We start from the raw sequence: 16,514 nt of genomic DNA on the forward strand, positions 1-16,514 counted from the left end.
CACCATAGCGTTCCTGAACGATTCTGTCAGCGCTACCCGCACTATTCAGCGCTCGCCCACCAGAGCGGTGAGAAACTGCTCGCGGCGATCGGCAGGCGCCAGCGGCTGAGCGAGCAGATGCACAAGCTTGGTGTAGGCGGCCTCTACCGTCATGTCGCCTCCGGACAGCGCGCCTGCGTCGTTGAGCCCTTGGCCTGCGGCGTAGGCGCCCAAGTGAACGCTTCCTTGACGACACTGGCTAACGGCGGCAAGCAGCTTGCCTTCGCCGTTGGCTTTGGCGAGTACGGCGAGCAGCGCCGGGTCATCGGGCACATTGCCCGCCCCCCACACTTCCAGCAGTGCCCCTTTGACCCGGTCATCCTCGAGCCACGCTTGAAGCTGCCAAGCGCTAATCCCCGGCCAGAGTGCCACGCGCACCACGCCGCCAGCGGCGAGAGGAGCGTAGTCGACGAGTTCGAAGCGTGGCGCGCCGCGCTGCTGACAGATAAGGCCGCGCTGGGGGTAGAGTACGAAATCATCGCCCACGCGCTCGCCTAGTGGCGGGTAGGAGGGACTAGCGAAGGCCTCGGGATCGTTGCAGTGGTGTTTGAGGCTTCGCACGCCGCGCAGTAGACGATTGGCAAAGTAGAGCGCGACTTCCTGTAACTCGGCCTTGGCGGCAAAATGCAGCGCGCCTTCGAGATTGGCCAGGCCGTCGCTGCAAGGGGCTTCCAAAGGCTGCATGGCGCCGGTGACGATGACTGGGCGATCCACCCCTTGCAGCTGATAGGCCAGACTCGATGCCGTGAAACTCAGCGTATCGGTGCCGTGTACGATAACGACGCCACAGTAGGCGCGCAGGCGGGCAGCAACATCTTCACCAAGGCGTTGCCACATGAGAGGCGTGGCAGCGCTGGAGTCGATCAACTGGGCATAGCTTACGACCTCGAAGGGCGGCAAGCGCATCTGACGCGAGGGCGGCAGGGTCGCGAAGGCTCGGGCTAGGCGCGCGGCGAAGTCGCCTCCTGGCGTGAGACCTTGGGCCGCGTGCGTCATGCCGATGGTGCCACCGGTATAGAGGATCAGCACCTTGTCTTCGCTGGTAAGCGCTGGGTTATCTGCAAGATAGGAGGAGAGCGTCATGGGAAAATCCGATCAATAGCGTTCAACGTAAAGCGTATCGCCGCGCTCGACCAAGCGACGATTGCGCCCGGCCAGCAGCGCGAACAGGCAGCAGACTCCCATCAGGGCCAGTAGCAGCCATGCAATGTGCTCGATGGTGGCGTTGGCCTGGAGCATCAACCCGACGACGAAGGGGCCAAGGGCTGCGAGGGTGTAGCCACCGCCCTGTGCGAAACCCGAAAGCTGGCCTGCCAAGCGTGCGCTATCGGTTCGCAATACCAAGAGCGTCAGTGCCAGGCTGAAACTTCCCCCTTGCCCGAGCCCTAAGAGCACCGCGCCGGGCCAGCGCCAACCAAGGGGCGCAATCAGCAGTAGAGCGAGTCCCGATGCGGTACATAGCTGCACGGCAATGAGCATCAGACGCTGGTCGCAGCTAAAACGCGCCATCCAAGGGGCGGCGAGGGCCGAGGCGAGTTGGGTCAAGATCGAGACCGCCATGGTCCAGCCCGCAACGGTTTCGTCATAGCCCCGCGCGATCAGCAGCGTAGGTAGCCAGCCAAAGACGATATACGCCATCGATGATTGAATTCCCATGAACAGCATCACCTGCCAGCTCAGCGCGTGACGAAGCAGCCGCGATAGCGGTAGTGACGGCGTATTGGCGCCTGTGCGCTGCGCCGAACGCTGGGGCATGCCCAGGTGCCACAGCACCAGGGCGATCAGCGCCAGCAGCGTCCAACTCACCAAACTCAGCTGCCAGCTACCCAGCCAGTCGGCCAGAGGAACGCTTAGCCCGGCGCCAAGCGCGCCGCCAAAGCATAGCGCCATGGTGTAGAGCCCGGTGAGCAGGTCGGCACTTTCGGGCAGCTCGCGCTTGACCAGCCCCGGCAGTAAGGTGCCGCCGATGCCAATGGCGGCTCCGGCAAGCAGCGTGCCCGCAAAGAGCACTCCGGGTAGCGGCAAGACACGCAGCACGAGGCCAGAGGCGAGAATGATCAGCGCCAGGCTCAGCGCCCGTTCGCTACCCAAGCGCTCGGCCAAGCGCGGTGCCAGCGGCGCTGCCAGCCCTAGAAAGAGCACGGGGAGGGTGGTTAGAAGGCCCGCCTGCGTGGAGGAGAGACCAGCGCTCTCCTGCAGGCGAGTGAGAAGGGGCGCTACCGAAGAGAGCGCCGGACGCAGGTTGAGCCCCACGACCACCATCAGAAAAACGAAGGCCAGTGCGCGGCGTGTGACCATGACGATGTCTCTTGACTGTAGGAAAACGCGAGTAGGGTTCGCACCCGCGACGGCGGGCGCGAGGATGGGTCAGTCGAGATGACGGCGTAGGTCGCCGCGAGCGGCATCCAGCAGGGTGATGAAGTGGAAGTCGCCACCCGTTTCGATCGTATCGACGCGCACCTGAGTACGCATGCCCTTGTCCAGCTGAACGCGATCGAAGATCTCGAGCGTTAGCTTACGCGCCGGTTTATCGCCGGGTTCGAGAATGCCATCTGCCAGATTGAAGGTTTCGAGCAGCGTGGCCTTCACCTTGGTGCCGTTCTCTTCGTTGATCAGCCGACGCACGAACAGCCAGCCCTCGCAGGGCAGCGCCGTCTCGACGTATTCGCGCAAGAACAGGGTGCGATAGAAAGCGCCTTCGGTGGCGGCCTTTTCGGCCATGCTGCGGTAGGCCTGGATGACCTGATTAGCCGTGGCGCGGGCGTCGTCGAGACGTTGGCTTACCCCCTGGTGCTCGCGGGTCAACTGCTCCTGACGTTGAAAGGCCAGCCAGCGGCGGTACTCTGCAATCAGTTCGGTGGACGCCATGTGTTCTCCCTGGCAAGTCGAATAAAGAGGGGGTTCAGCGGGAATATGCGGGCTTTACCTTCGCACATTCCCGCTGCATGGGCTAGCGACGCGAGCGGCGACGCTCGCCCTGGCCACCCTCACGGTTGCCGTTGCGACGCGGCGGACGGCGATCGCTGCGGCGACCGTTTTCGATAGGCTGCGGTTTGGCCGTCGGATCGGGTTCGAAACCCGGCTCGACGTGGCTTGGCAGCGAGCTCTTGATCAGTCGCTCGATGTTGCGCAGCAGCTGGTGTTCGTCGACGCAGACGAGCGAAACGGCTTCGCCTGCGCTACCCGCGCGGCCGGTACGCCCGATGCGGTGAACGTAGTCTTCGGCGACGTTGGGCAGATCGAAGTTGACCACGTAGGGCAGCTCATTGATATCGAGCCCGCGCGCGGCGATGTCGGTGGCGACCAGCACTTGCAGCTCAGCGCTTTTGAACGCGCTCAAGGCCCGGGTGCGTGCTCCCTGGCTTTTGTTGCCGTGGATCGCCATGGCTGAAATGTCCTGCTTGTTGAGCTGTTCGGCCAGACGGTTGGCGCCGTGTTTGGTGCGGGTGAAGACCAGCACCTGGAACCAGCCGTGGGTCTGGATCAAGTGGGCCAGAAGCTCACGCTTCTTATCCCGATCAACGCGGTAGACGGCTTGATCGACGCGTTCGGCGGTGGTGTTGCGCGGTGCGACTTCGACCATCGCCGGATCGTCGAGTAGCTGCTTGGCAAGCACCTGAATGTCATCGCTGAAGGTCGCCGAAAAGAGCAGGTTCTGACGCTTGGCAGGCAGCAGCTTGAGCACGCGCTTGATGTCATGGATGAAGCCCATATCGAGCATGCGGTCGGCTTCGTCGAGCACCAGCGTTTCGACGCGGGAGAGATCGAGATGACCCTGCTGCTGCAAATCGAGCAGACGCCCGGGCGTGGCGACCAGAATATCGAGGCCGGGCTTAATGGCGTCGATTTGCGGCTGCTGGCCAACGCCACCGAAGATGACGTGGGAGCGCAGCGGCAGAAACTGAGCGTAAGCGGCGATGTTATCGCCGACCTGAGCGGCGAGCTCGCGTGTGGGCGTCAACACTAGCGCACTTACTTGACGCTTGCCTGGGCGTTTTTGGCCAGCCAGTCGATGCAGCACGGGAAGAGTGAAACTCGCGGTCTTGCCGGTTCCCGTCTGGGCGCTGGCGAGTAAATCGCGCCCTGCCAATACCAGGGGAATGGCCTTTTGCTGAATAGGGGTCGGCTGGGTATAACCTTGCGTAGCGATGGCGCGCAGCAGTTCGGGAAGTAAACCTAAATCGGAAAAGCTCATGCAGTCTCCATCGCCGTTGCCCAGGCGGCTGGCCTGGGTAACGGTGAGTTCATAAAGCGAGGATGGTATTACTCGCGGGCTGCGCAGTGTGCCAGATAATTGGCGCGCCCGCGATGCTGTCGGCGCGACAGGCCTTTGCTTGCGCTGTTACGGCGTCCGTTGGCGGCGAAGGCGGGCGGCGATCTCGTCGGCCACGCTATCGACGCTTTTACCGAGCGCGCGCACCAGCGCAGGATAGCCGTCGTCTTCGAGTTCGGTTTCGGCGTGAAAGCCTTGCATGTCGAGCAGGCGCCCCTGGGCGTCCAGAAGCTGCCACTGGCCGCTAGCCACGGCGCGGCCATCGTAGCGGCCCTGGAACTGATCGATCTCGACGCGCAGCACCTGCGCTTCGCTGGTGTTGCCTTCGTCCCGTACGACGCGGTAGTCGGGCAGCGCGCGGGAAAGGCGTGCGCGAAGGCCGCGTTCGAGCTGCCGCCCCAAGCTCTCGGCCCACTGGTGCTCGCGCGCCTCGAACAGGGCGATGTCATCAAGCTGCATGACGATACCCTCGACGTCGAGATAGTTGGCCAGACGCGGCGCACGTACCCCTAGGGTAGTGCGTGCCGATGCAGCGTTCGGGGCTAGGGGGTTATCCGCCAACTGGCTATCGGGCAGCATGTAGCGCGCCGGGGGGGTGACGGTGCTCGCGCAGCCGCTGAGCAGCCCGCCCAGTAGCAACAGTGCAACGCCATGACGTAAGCCTTTGAGCATGTGAATTCTCCTTGATCAATTACCGATGTTACGCGGCGCGCGTGGAACGGGGTCCTGGGTGTCGAGGTTATCGAACAGCAGGGCACGCGGGTTCTCGTTGAGCGTACGCGTGAGCGGCTGCACGTCGCGCATCAACCGATCAAGGCGCTCGATGGCCGAGGTCAGCTCTTGATAGGCTGGCGAAGAGGGGGAAAGCCCCTGCAGCGTCGTGCGTAGCTCATCGAGCGTTGCATTGAGGTTGCCCCCTACCGCTTGAGTCTCGGGATCGCTTAGCAGCGTATTGAGCGAAACGCTGATCTCGCGCACTTCGTTGAGCACCGCTTCCGAGGCCTGGAGGTTGCGGTCGAGCCCGCTGAGCAGAGGTTCGATCTCGAGCTCGTTGAGCTTGGTCAGAAGATCGGTGACCTGCGCCTGAATCTGGGCGAAGCCGCCGGCCATGGTGGGGAAGACCGTACGTCCAACGAATTCTTCGTGGGCATAGGGCTCGGCGCCGTCGCGCTGGAAGTTGAGGTCGACGAACATGGCTCCCGTGAGCAAGTTGCCGCTTTTTAGTGAGGCGCGCAGGCCGAGGTTGAACATACGCTCGAAGCGCTCCTCCCACTCCTCGACGTCGACATCGGCGCTCTCGATGCCGAGGCGCTGCGGCTCGATGCGAATCAGCACGGGAATGGCAAAGCGCGCTCGCGAATCGGGCTGGGGAGCGGTGAAATTCCACGGCACCGCCGCGACCGTGCCCATGCGAACGCCGCGAAATTCCACTGGAGCACCGCGGGAAAGGCCGCGCACGGTATCGTCGACCAGCAAGACGTACTCAAGGTAGCGATTGAAGGTACCCTCACGCGCGCTGTCTTCATCTGCGTAGAGGGTAAAGCGGGCACCGGGCTCGACGGGTTTGCCCATCGGCAGCTCTTCCGGCACGCCAAAGGTGACACCGCCGCCGAGCAGCGCTTCTAATGACTCGACGTTGACGCGGACGCCGTTGGCATCCAAACGCAGATCGAAGCCGCTGGTCGACCAAAAGCGCGTGCTGCTGGTGACGAGCTGTTTATACGGCTCTTCGATGAAGATTTGATGCTGCATGGTGCGGGTTTCGGCATCGAAGGTCGCTTCCTCCACGCGACCTACCGTATAGCCCTGATAGGAGACGGGGTCGCCCACCCGCAGCGAGTTGCCCAACTGGCTGACCAAGCTTACGTTGAGACCTGCCATGCCGGCCGTCGCTACCGGCGGCACATCGCTGACCGGGAACTCGCGACGCTGCTCCTCAGCGCTGCCGGGTTCGAGCTGAATGTAGGCGCCCGAGAGTACGGTGCCCAGGCCGCTAATGCCCTCACGGCCGATGCGCGGCTTGACCACCCAGAAGCGGCTGTCGCTACGCAACATCCCTTCGGCCTGGGGCTGGATGCGTGCGGTGATCACGGCGTGGCTTAAGTCGTCCGAAAGACGTACGCCCTGCACCATGCCGATCTCGACGTTGCGGCTGCGAATCAGGGTGCTGCCCGCTTCGATGCCCTCGGCGTTGTTCATGGTCAGCGTTACCAGCGTGCCGCGACGGCTGTAGTTGTCGTAGACCAGCCAAAGGCCGATGATGATGGCGACGATAGGCACGATCCAGATCGGCGACAGGCGCGTTTGGGCCGCTACCTTGGCGCGGCTGGGTTCGCTGTCCTGGGGGCTGCTGTTGGGCGTTTCGTTAGCCATCGATGGCTCCCTGTGGTGCGTTTTGCGAACGCTGATCGGGAGACGGTGCATCCCAGATCAGGCGTGGGTCGAAGGTCATGGCGGCGAGCATGGTGAGGACCACCACGGCGCCGAAGGCTAGAGCCGCAGGCCCCGGAGTGATCGACATCAGCGACCCTGCGCGAATCAGCGCGACGAGGATGGCGACCACGAAGATATCCACCATCGACCAGCGGCCGATGAACTCGGTGATGCGATATAGCCGCGTGCGACTAATAGCGTTGAGCCGATGGCGTTGGCGTACCACCAGGCAAAGCCAAGCCAGGGCAATGAGCTTGCCCACGGGCACGATGACGCTGGCAATGAAGATCACCGTTGCCACCGGCCAGGAGCCCATCTGGATCAGCTCGACGACCCCGCCGATGATGGTCGAGGCGGAGCTAGATCCCAGACTCGTCGTGGTCATGATCGGGTAGACGTTGGCCGGGATATACATGATGGCAGCCGCTGCCAGCAGTGCCCAGGTGCGCTGCAGACTATGCGGTAGGCGGTGGTGGAGCTTTTCGTGGCAGCGCACGCAGTGGCCCTTTGCATTGGGCGCCAGCGCATTGATCAAACCGCAGGTGGGGCACCCCACCAAGCCTTGACTGATCGCGGTGGTACCCGTTCGCGTGCCCTCAGGGGCAAGCGGCTCGCCTTCGAGGGCGAACCACATCCAGTCGGCATCGATCGACTGAGTGGTCATCAATAGAAGTACGGCGTAGCTACAAAACGCCCAAAAGGAAAGACCGAGCTCGATCTGCGCAAGCCCGGCGATCTTGATCAGGCTGACCAGGGCGCCAATGATGAACACATCGGCCATCATCCAGGGCGTGAGATGCGAAAGGCTGCGGGCGATATCGCGGCTAAAAAGTAGCGGCCGCTCTCTGAGTAGCCCCAATTGAAGCCAGATGACACCGACCAGATAGAGCGCGGGCAAGACCACGATGGTCATGATCACGACCATGGCGACGATGGGCTGATGAAAACCAATGAGCGTCGTCGCCGTTTGGGTCAGCTCTATTCGGTTGCTCACTCCTGAGACGTTGAAGCTAACAAAGGGGAACGAGACGGCCAACGCCAGGGCCACGAGGGCGGCCATGGCGAGCGCCATGCTACGCTGAGCGGGCAGGCGATTGCGCTTGACCAGAGTATGGCCGCAGCGCGGGCAGTTGGCTTTCTCCCCTGAGTTGAGCGGCGGCAGTGCGCAGACCCAGTCGCACTCATGGCAGGCGCGCAAACGCCGACGCTGGGTCCGGGCTTCGGGCGGAAGCTGGTCGACCAGGGGCGTATTGACATTGAAAGTGCGCGGGTGAGCAGTACGCAGGCGAGTAAAACGGTAGTGAGGCAAAAGCAACCTCGTACGGCAAGAGGGTCTAGGCTTAGGGATACGTCTTCGGGCAATGCCGTGTCAATGCGTGCCCCACAAACTTCACTTGACGCTAGCGTTGCGCTATACAACGATGCGCCGCGCATCCTCCCATTATGGCACTGAAGGAAACAAAATGTTACTTCCCCTGATCGCGGTCATCGGTGGTTTGGTCTTGCTCATCTGGAGTGCCGAGAAATTTATCGATGGCGCCGCCTCGACCTCGAAATGGCTCGGGCTTTCGCCGCTGCTGATCGGGATGCTGGTCATCGGCTTCGGTACCTCTGCGCCTGAGATGATGGTCTCTGTGTTGGCTGCCTGGCAGGGCAACCCCGGTCTTGCGGTAGGCAATGCTTATGGCTCCAACATCGCCAACATCGGCTTGGTGCTGGGCTTTATCGCGCTGCTGGCGCCTTTGGCCGTTCACTCAAGCGTCGTGCGCAAGGAGATGCCGATACTGCTGGCGGTAATGCTGGCGACGGGCGTGGTGCTCTCGGATGGCGTCATCAGCCGGTTCGAGGCGGGCTTGATGCTGATGGCGCTGCTGATTTTTGTCACCGTGAGCGTGCTGCAATCGCGCAAGCAGGAGGGCGACAGCTTGGCAGATGAGGTTGACGAAACCCTCAATCAGAAGTCGATGGGGCGGGGCAAGGCCATCTTTTGGACCCTTACGGGGCTCGTGCTGTTGGTCGTCAGCTCGCGCTTGCTCGTTTGGGGCGCGGTCGAGATCGCTCAGGCCTTTGGTGTCAGCGATTTGATCATTGGGCTTACTGTCGTTGCCATTGGTACGTCGCTGCCCGAATTCGCGTCCTCTATTAGCGCGCTGCGGCGTAAGGAGCACGATATGGTCGTAGGTAACGTGGTCGGCTCGAACCTCTTTAATAGTCTCGCCGTGGTGGGCCTTGCTGGCGTGATCATGCCGATCGAGGCTGGGCGTGAGGTGCTTGTGCGCGACTGGAGCCTGATGACCGGGATGACGGTGCTGATGATGCTATTTGCTTTCTCCTGGCGTGGGCGCCCACGGCGGATCAATCGCTTTGAAGGGGGCGCGCTCTTTGCGCTAATGGTCGGCTACACTGGCTATATGGCGAGTCTGGTGCTTGCTTAACCATAAGATGCGGCGATCCGCCACAGGGGATTAGACGCCTGGAGAGCCCTCAGGTAAGGCAAGAACCGGTAAACTTAGCATGTTGATCGACGGGCGAGCTTAGCACGATACCTATAATGCGCAGCAACGCCCTTGACTAAGCTTAAGCCAGGCTCGTCGATGGCATACCGTTTCTAGTCTCAGGAGAGCCTAATGGAACTCGATCCGCTGTTGTTATCGCGACTACAGTTCGCGTTCGTTGTCTGTTTTCATACCATCTTCCCCGTCTTCACCATCGGTCTGGCTTCGTACATCGCACTGCTTCAAGGGCTCTTCTTCAAGACCCAGAATCCTGCGTGGGATCGTCTGGCGCTGTTTTGGACCAAGGTCTTTGCCGTCGTTTTTGGCATGGGCGTGGTCTCGGGTATCGTAATGTCGTTTCAGTTCGGTACCAACTGGAGCAACTTCTCTTTCGCCGCCTCTAACTTCCTCGGACCGCTGTTGAGCTACGAGGTCGTCACGGCTTTCTTCCTTGAAGCCGCCTTCCTGGGTGTGCTGCTCTTTGGCCGCGGTAAGGTGCCCCAAGGGTTGCATCTGCTGGCAGCTATCATGGTCGCGACGGGAACGTTCATCTCGGCGTTCTGGATCCTCTCCGCCAATAGCTGGATGCACACGCCGCAAGGGGTCGAGCTGATCGACAACCGTTTCCACGTGCTGTCTTGGAGCGAAGCGATCTTCAATCCGTCGTTCCCGTACCGTTTTGCCCACATGGCGATCGCCTCGTTCTTGACCGGCGGCTTCGTCGTAGCTGGGGTGAGTGCTTGGTTCTTGCTGCGCGGTCGCGATCTCGCGGCCAATCGCCGGGCACTTTCCATGTGTATGTGGCTGCTTTTGGTGCTGGCGCCGGTACAGGCCATGGTCGGTGATGCCCACGGCCTCAATACCCTCGAACATCAGCCAACCAAAGTAGCGGCGATGGAAGGACACTGGGAAACCTCGGGTAACGTGCCGCTACTGCTGTTTGCCTGGCCCGATCAAGAGGCCCAGGAGAATCGCTTCGAAATCGGTATACCCAATATGGCAAGCCTGATTCTGACCCATACGCTGGATGGCGAAATCCAGGGCCTGAACGAAGTTTCGCCGGAGCAGCAGCCGCCGGTCGCACTGGTGTTCTGGAGCTTTCGCGTCATGGTGGGCATCGGTTTGTTGATGATTGCCGCCGCGTTTGCGGGTTTGTTACTGCGTCGTAAAGGGCGCTTGTATGAAAACCGTCTGTTCTTGAAAAGCCTTGTGGGCATGATCAGCCTACCTTTCTTGGCCGTGCTGGCGGGTTGGATCGTGACCGAGTCGGGCCGGGCGCCGTGGCTCGTTTACGGCATCATGACCCATGCCGAAGGTGTTACGCCGTCGCTGACGGGCGCTATGGCACTCTTCACTCTGATCGGCTACGTCGCGGTATATGCCGTCGTGTTCTACGCCGGGCTTTACTACCTCACCCGCGTGGTGAGAAACGGCATGCTGCCTGAAAGCGAACGTGAAGAAGTCGATGGTGAGGTGCATCGTCCCAAACGGCCGCTCTCCGCTGCCCATACCCCCTTCGATGACGATGCCGAATCGGTTAGGAGCTAATCATGGAAATGTTCGATCTATCGATTATCTGGGCCGGTATCATTGGCTTTGGCATCATCATGTATGTGCTGATGGACGGCTTCGATCTAGGCTTGGGGATTCTTTACCCCTTTGCCCCAGATGAGCAGGCGCGCGATGTAATGATGAACTCCGTCGCCCCGGTATGGGACGGTAACGAGACCTGGTTGGTGCTGGGTGGCGCTGGGCTGCTGGCGGCGTTCCCCCTGGTCTACTCGGTGTTTCTCCCCGCGCTCTATATCGGGGTGTTTTTGATGTTGGCGGGATTGATCTTTCGCGGCGTGGCCTTCGAGTTTCGCTTCAAGTCTCAGCGTAACCGTCGCTGGTGGAACCGCGCCTTCTGTTGGGGGTCGGCGGTGGCTACCTTCGCTCAGGGCGCCGTGGTGGGTGCCTATATTCAAGGTTTTCAAGTCGAGGACTTCGTCTACACCGGTGGCGCTTTCGATTGGTTGACGCCCTTCACCGTGCTCACCGGGCTCGGGCTAATGGCAGGGTACGCGCTACTCGGTTCCACTTGGCTGATCTTGAAATCCGAAGGTCACGTGCGTGATTGGGCCTACCGCATCACACCGATGCTGCTTGCCGTGGTGCTGTTCGTCTTCGCCGTCATCAGCATCTGGACGCCCTTTGTCGATCCGCTGGTTTGGGAGCGGTGGTTCGGTCACATCCACCTGATCTGGATCTTCCCGGCGCTGGCGCTGCTGTGCGCGCTGCTGGTTTATCGCGGTGTGCGTCAGCGCCGCGACGGCTATCCGTTCGTGGCGACCATCGGCATCTACGTGTTTACCTACCTTGGCTTGATCGTGAGCAAATGGCCGATGATCGTGCCGCCCAGCTATACGCTGTGGGACGCGGCTTCAGCGCCCGAGTCCCAGCTCTTCCTACTCATTGGCGTGCTGTTCGTCATTCCTGTGGTGCTTGGCTATACCGCCTGGACCTACTGGGTCTTTCGCGGCAAGGTGCGTGTAGGTGAGGGCTACCACTGAGGGCGCCACGCATATCGTTAGATATACCTGCGTGAGTCTAGAGGCAACGACGTAAGTTAGGGGAATAGCGATGGAGCAGCGGTCCTTGACCGCGCGCTCCTGGCTCAAGACACTGGCAGAGGAGGAGCGGCGCAGATTGCATCTCGCCGCTCTTCTTGGTGTTTTGGCAGGAGCGCAGACGGTGGTCATCGTGGTGAGTCTGGCATGGTGGATCGATCGAACAGTGGTTCATCACCAAACGCTCACTCAAACCGGGTTTATTCTTGCGCTGCTGGCGACCTGTATTCTGGGACGTGGCGCGTGCCAGTGGGGGCAAGAAGTGGTGGCGTTGAAGGCAAGCTTGAGGATTCGCCAGCGTGCCCGCCGCCAGGTGCTGGACAAGCTTTGGGCATTGGGCCCCGCGTGGATGGCGTATCGGCAAAGCGGCGCCATTGCCACCCAGGTCGCCGAGAACGTCGAGGCACTGGATGGTTACTTCGCCCGCTTTTTGCCGCAGATGCGTATCGTCGTACTGCTGCCATTATTGATTCTTGCGGTAGTGACCTACTTCGATTTTCTAGCGGGCATTTTCTTACTTCTCTCTGCCCCATTGATTCCGCTGTTCATGGCCTTAGTGGGAATGGGGGCCGAGCGAATGAACCGGGAGCAGTTCGCCGCCGTGGCGCGGCTATCGGCCCACTTCATCGACCGCGTGCGCGGCGTGGGCACTCTCCAACTGTTTGGTCGCACGCAAAGTGCCCGGCGGGATGTTTGGTGGGCCACCGATAACTATCGGCGCCTTAGCATGCGCACGCTGCGCTTGGCGTTTCTCTCCTCTGCCGTGCTTGAGTTCTTTGCCTCTGTCGCCATTGCGGTCGTCGCCATGTACGTAGGCTTTGGCCTGCTTGGCTATATCGACTATGGACCGGCATCGGCATTGACGCTGTTTACTGGTCTGGGCGTACTCCTGCTGGCGCCAGAGTTCTTTCAGCCATTGCGCACCCTGTCTCAGCACTACCACGACCGCGCCACGGCGTTGGGCGCGGCCGAAAGTCTGGTCGAGCTGCTCAACGAACCAACGCAGGAAGCCACTACGCACGAGTCGCCCATTGAATCAAACGCAGTTGCCACGTTAGAGGCCGTCGAGGTTGAGTATCTGGGGCGCGGCGTGGTGTTGGGGCCTCTCGATTTGACGCTCAACCCGGGCGATGTCGTGGCGTTGACCGGTGCATCGGGAAGCGGGAAGTCCACGCTATTGGCGCTACTTGCGGGGTTTCTTGCGCCCAGCCGTGGGGCGCTACGTAAGCACACTCTGCCGATGGCCTGGCTGGACCAGCAGCCCTGCCTTTTGCATGGCACACTGGCGGAAAATTTGCGCCTAGCTGACCCCGAAGCCCAGTCGGAGGCGATGCAGCACGCCTTGGAAAAGGCCGGGCTTTTGCCGCTACTCGAGCGTTTGCCCGATGGCTTGGAGACCCTCATCGGCGAGCGCGGCGTAGGGCTCTCTGGCGGTCAGGCTCAGCGCCTGGCGCTGGCGCGGGTCTACTTGAGCGGTGCGCAGCTAGTCCTGCTCGACGAACCCACGGCGAGTCTCGACCGCGATACCGAGCAGGCCGTCATGGCGGCGCTGATCGAGTGGGTGGGCGAAGGGCGAACGCTGGTGATGGCAACCCATCATCCGGCAATCGTGGCCATGGCGAATCGCACGCTAAAGATCGAAAGCGGCCACGTTGAGGAGGTGAGCTCATGAAGCCTGCGTCTTTCAAGGCGCAGCTAGCTGCGCTTTTACCTTGGGTTGCCTTGCTACTCAAACGCCGTCAGCGCTTTTACCTCGGGACGCTGCTGCTTCTGCTGACCTGGCTTGCGGGGTTGGCACTCTTGGGGCTTTCGGGCTGGTTCATCACCGCTTGTGCGCTTGCGGGGCTGGCGCTGGCGGCGGGGGCGCCCGTGAGGCTCGATGTTTACGTACCAGGGGGTGGCATTCGCTTTTTTGCCCTGCTGCGCACCGTGGCGCGCTACGGCGAGCGTTTGTATAACCACGATACCGTGCTGCGCCTGTTGGCGGATCTGCGCTATCGCGTTTTTGGTCATTTGGTGCAACTCGATCAGGCGGCGCTTCATCGCCACCGTGCGAGCGACTGGCTAGGGCGCCTCACTGCGGACATCGATGCGCTTGATACGCTCTACCTGCGCCTACTGATACCGCCTCTGGGCAGCTTTGTCGTAGCGGTGGCGCTGATGACGCTCGTGGCCTTTGTGCTCCCCCAGGCGGCACTGCCGGTGGCGCTTGTGCTGGCGCTGCTATGGCTATTCTGTACTTTTGCCATGGCGCGCTGGGGGTTCGCCGGTAGTCATCGCCAGGTAGCCGATCAAGAGACACTACGCCGTCAGGTGGTCGATCAGCTTCAGGCGTCGACGGAGCTTCTGGCCTACGCCAGCGCCGACTGGCACCGTGCCGAAGTCGAGGCGCAAGAGCGACGGGCCTTGGATAACCAGTTGGGTCTGGGTCGACGTATTGCCAGCGGTAATGCCGTAGTTAGCGTGCTTGGCGGCGGGCTTGTGCTGCTCTTGGTGGCGTTTGGGGGAACGGCCGTGGAGGGCGGGGAGCTTTCCGGGCCACTGCTCGTTATGCTGCTATTGGTTTTTTTAGGCGCCAACGAGGTGTTTGCGCTGCTTCCCGGCGCCTTTGGGCGCCTGGGTAGCAGCGTGGCCGCCGCCGAGCGGCTCAATGCGCTTAGCTCTGAAGCGCCGAAGCCCTCTATGGATACGCTACCCAGCGGTGCGCTCGAGGTAGTGCTGGATGGGGCCGGGTACGCCTATCCTAATGCGTCCCTTTCTGCACTCGCCCCGGTATCGCTGCGGCTTGCGCCCGGTGAAGGCATGCTGGTGACGGGGCGATCGGGTGCCGGTAAGAGTACGTTGGCCGCGCTTCTCGTGGGGCGTTTGGTGCCGACCGAAGGGCGTGTCGAAGTAGGAGGCTGCGCGCCTTCGCGATTGGCCGAAGAGGCGCGCGCGCAGCGTATCGCTTGGCTGACCCAACAGGTCGATCTGTTCGATGCCTCCCTGGGGGACAATTTGCGCCTGGGTAATGCCGATGCTTCCGATGCCAGGCTGTGGCAGGCGCTTAAGCAAGTGGCGCTCGACGAATGGGTGGCAGCACTTCCCCAGGGGCTCGATACCCCCGTCGGCGAGCGTGGGCAACAGCTCTCTGGCGGTCAGGCGCGTCGCGTTGCCTTGGCGCGGCTGCTGCTAATGGATCCTTCGCTTGTGCTGCTCGACGAACCCTTTGCCGGTATCGACGCCGAGACAGCGGCACGCGTGGCTGCTGGTGTGGTCGAATGGCTCGAAGGTCGCACCGTCGTGGTCTTCATGCACCACGATACCGATAATCTCCTCGCTCAGCGTCTGGAGCACCGCTGGCATCTCGATGCTGGGGCGCTCTATGCTTACGAAGGGCTTGCGTAATTCATCTTTTATAACCTCTCTTTCACAATCCTCTGGCATTTATCGACCATCTGTAAGGAGTAACGATATGGAGCCTTTCTTGCGCGCGCTTCCAAAAGTGGAGCTACACCTGCATATCGAAGGCTCTCTGGAGCCAGAGCTGATGTTCGCTCTGGCCGAGCGTAACGGCGTGGCGCTGCCCTACGCCTCTGTGAAGGAGGCCAAAGCAGCCTACGACTTCGATGACCTGCAAGGCTTTCTCGATCTCTATTATCAAGGCATGAGTGTACTGCTACACGAGCGCGACTTTTTCGATTTGGCGATGGACTATTTTCGCCGTGCCAGCGCCGAAGGCGTCGTGCATATCGACATGCACTTCGACCCTCAGGCGCATTTGCAGCGCGGCGTGGCGCTCGATATCGTTATGCGCGGGCTTTTGGCGGCAAAAGAGGAGGCCGAGCGCAGTCTCGATCTTAGTGTGGGTATGATCATGGCGTTTCTGCGTGATCGCCCCGCCGAGGAAGCGCTTGAGGTGTTAGAGCTGGCCAAGCCTTATTGGCAGCGGCTCGATGCCATCGGCCTGGATAGCGCTGAACGTGATCATCCACCGACCAAATTCGTTGCGCTCTTTGCCCGCGCCAAGGAGATTGGTTTGGCGCGCGTAGCGCATGCAGGCGAGGAGGGGCCTGCTGCCTATATCAGTCAAGCGCTCGATGATCTTGATGTGTGCCGTATCGATCACGGCGTTCGCTGCCTCGAAGATGAGGCGTTGATAGCGCGCTTGCGCGAGCAGCAAACGGTGCTTACCGTCTGCCCGCTCTCCAACGTGGCGCTCAAGGTCGTGGATGATCTGCGCCAGCATCCGCTACCGCGCCTGCTCGACGAAGGGCTCAATATCACCATTAGCTCAGATGACCCTGCCTATTTCGGAGGCGGTCTTTTGACCAACCACTTGGCCTGCGCAGAGGCGTTCGGCTGGGACGAGAAAGTATTCGAACAGCTCAACCGCAATGCACTGGCTGAAGCTTTCATGGATGACGCGCGTCGTGCGATCTTGCTCCAACGTATCGATAAGGTTTAAGTCGGTACAGAAAACTAAGTCGATGAATAAAAACGGTTGACGGCGCCGATTTAATGCGTAGAATACGCCCCACATCGAACGGCGACGCCCTTCGGTAGCTCTTTAAAAATTGATCAGGTAATTCATGTGGGCGCTTGCCGATGAGGGTGATCCATCACCCATTATCAAGGCAAGCGACCGAAAGAGTAGCATCTTTTGAGATGTCTCTTTCAAAGTTC

13 protein-coding genes are annotated in these 16,514 nt (G+C 61.1%); 6 read left to right on the top strand and 7 right to left on the bottom strand.

Going from position 1 to position 16,514, the window contains the following annotated elements; all coding sequences use genetic code 11:
- Positions 1–45: 45 nt before the first annotated feature.
- The 7 genes from LLY24_RS12900 to LLY24_RS12930 all read right to left on the bottom strand — a co-directional run bounded on the left by LLY24_RS12900 (position 46) and on the right by LLY24_RS12930 (position 8,030).
- Positions 46–1,122: an asparaginase gene (locus LLY24_RS12900; protein WP_259036708.1), complete on the bottom strand. Its 1,077-nt coding sequence runs from the start codon at positions 1,120–1,122 to the stop codon at positions 46–48.
- Positions 1,123–1,134: 12 nt separating this feature from the next.
- Positions 1,135–2,337, bottom strand: coding sequence for a CynX/NimT family MFS transporter (locus LLY24_RS12905; RefSeq protein ID WP_259036709.1), 1,203 nt, complete (start codon positions 2,335–2,337; stop codon positions 1,135–1,137).
- 69 nt (positions 2,338–2,406) lie between these two features.
- Positions 2,407–2,907 (bottom strand): hypothetical protein, encoded by a 501-nt coding sequence (locus tag LLY24_RS12910; RefSeq protein ID WP_259036710.1) that lies wholly within the window; start codon positions 2,905–2,907, stop codon positions 2,407–2,409.
- An 82-nt stretch (positions 2,908–2,989) separates the two neighbouring features.
- Positions 2,990–4,234, bottom strand: a complete 1,245-nt coding sequence (locus LLY24_RS12915) for a DEAD/DEAH box helicase (protein WP_259036711.1) — start codon at positions 4,232–4,234, stop codon at positions 2,990–2,992.
- Between the two features lie 147 nt (positions 4,235–4,381).
- Positions 4,382–4,984, bottom strand: a complete 603-nt coding sequence (locus LLY24_RS12920; RefSeq protein WP_259036712.1) for a PqiC family protein — start codon at positions 4,982–4,984, stop codon at positions 4,382–4,384.
- A 15-nt stretch (positions 4,985–4,999) separates the two neighbouring features.
- Positions 5,000–6,685: an intermembrane transport protein PqiB gene (pqiB, locus tag LLY24_RS12925; protein ID WP_259036713.1), complete on the bottom strand. Its 1,686-nt coding sequence runs from the start codon at positions 6,683–6,685 to the stop codon at positions 5,000–5,002.
- Positions 6,678–8,030: a paraquat-inducible protein A gene (locus tag LLY24_RS12930; protein WP_259036729.1), complete on the bottom strand. Its 1,353-nt coding sequence runs from the start codon at positions 8,028–8,030 to the stop codon at positions 6,678–6,680. Before LLY24_RS12930 ends, pqiB begins: the two co-directional genes overlap by 8 nt.
- A gap of 178 nt (positions 8,031–8,208) precedes the next feature.
- Here LLY24_RS12930 and LLY24_RS12935 point away from each other — a divergent pair, with 178 nt between their 5' ends.
- The 6 genes from LLY24_RS12935 to LLY24_RS12960 all read left to right on the top strand — a co-directional run bounded on the left by LLY24_RS12935 (position 8,209) and on the right by LLY24_RS12960 (position 16,296).
- Entirely contained in the window at positions 8,209–9,180 is a 972-nt protein-coding gene (locus tag LLY24_RS12935) for a calcium/sodium antiporter (RefSeq protein ID WP_259036714.1), read from the top strand.
- A gap of 192 nt (positions 9,181–9,372) precedes the next feature.
- A complete protein-coding gene (locus LLY24_RS12940) occupies positions 9,373–10,788 on the top strand; it encodes a cytochrome ubiquinol oxidase subunit I (protein ID WP_259036715.1) in 1,416 nt (471 codons plus the stop codon).
- 2 nt (positions 10,789–10,790) lie between these two features.
- A complete protein-coding gene (gene cydB, locus LLY24_RS12945) occupies positions 10,791–11,792 on the top strand; it encodes a cytochrome d ubiquinol oxidase subunit II (protein ID WP_259036716.1) in 1,002 nt (333 codons plus the stop codon).
- Between the two features lie 70 nt (positions 11,793–11,862).
- Positions 11,863–13,521: a thiol reductant ABC exporter subunit CydD gene (cydD, locus tag LLY24_RS12950; RefSeq protein WP_259036717.1), complete on the top strand. Its 1,659-nt coding sequence runs from the start codon at positions 11,863–11,865 to the stop codon at positions 13,519–13,521.
- Positions 13,518–15,236: a thiol reductant ABC exporter subunit CydC gene (gene cydC, locus LLY24_RS12955; protein ID WP_259036718.1), complete on the top strand. Its 1,719-nt coding sequence runs from the start codon at positions 13,518–13,520 to the stop codon at positions 15,234–15,236. The genes cydD and cydC overlap by 4 nt, the downstream gene beginning before the upstream one ends.
- A 67-nt stretch (positions 15,237–15,303) precedes the next feature.
- Complete coding sequence (locus LLY24_RS12960) at positions 15,304–16,296, top strand: adenosine deaminase (RefSeq protein ID WP_259036719.1); 993 nt, start codon at positions 15,304–15,306, stop codon at positions 16,294–16,296.
- The last annotated feature ends 218 nt before the right edge of the window (positions 16,297–16,514 follow it).

Source organism: Halomonas dongshanensis (assembly GCF_024790395.1).
GTDB lineage: Bacteria > Pseudomonadota > Gammaproteobacteria > Pseudomonadales > Halomonadaceae > Vreelandella > Vreelandella dongshanensis.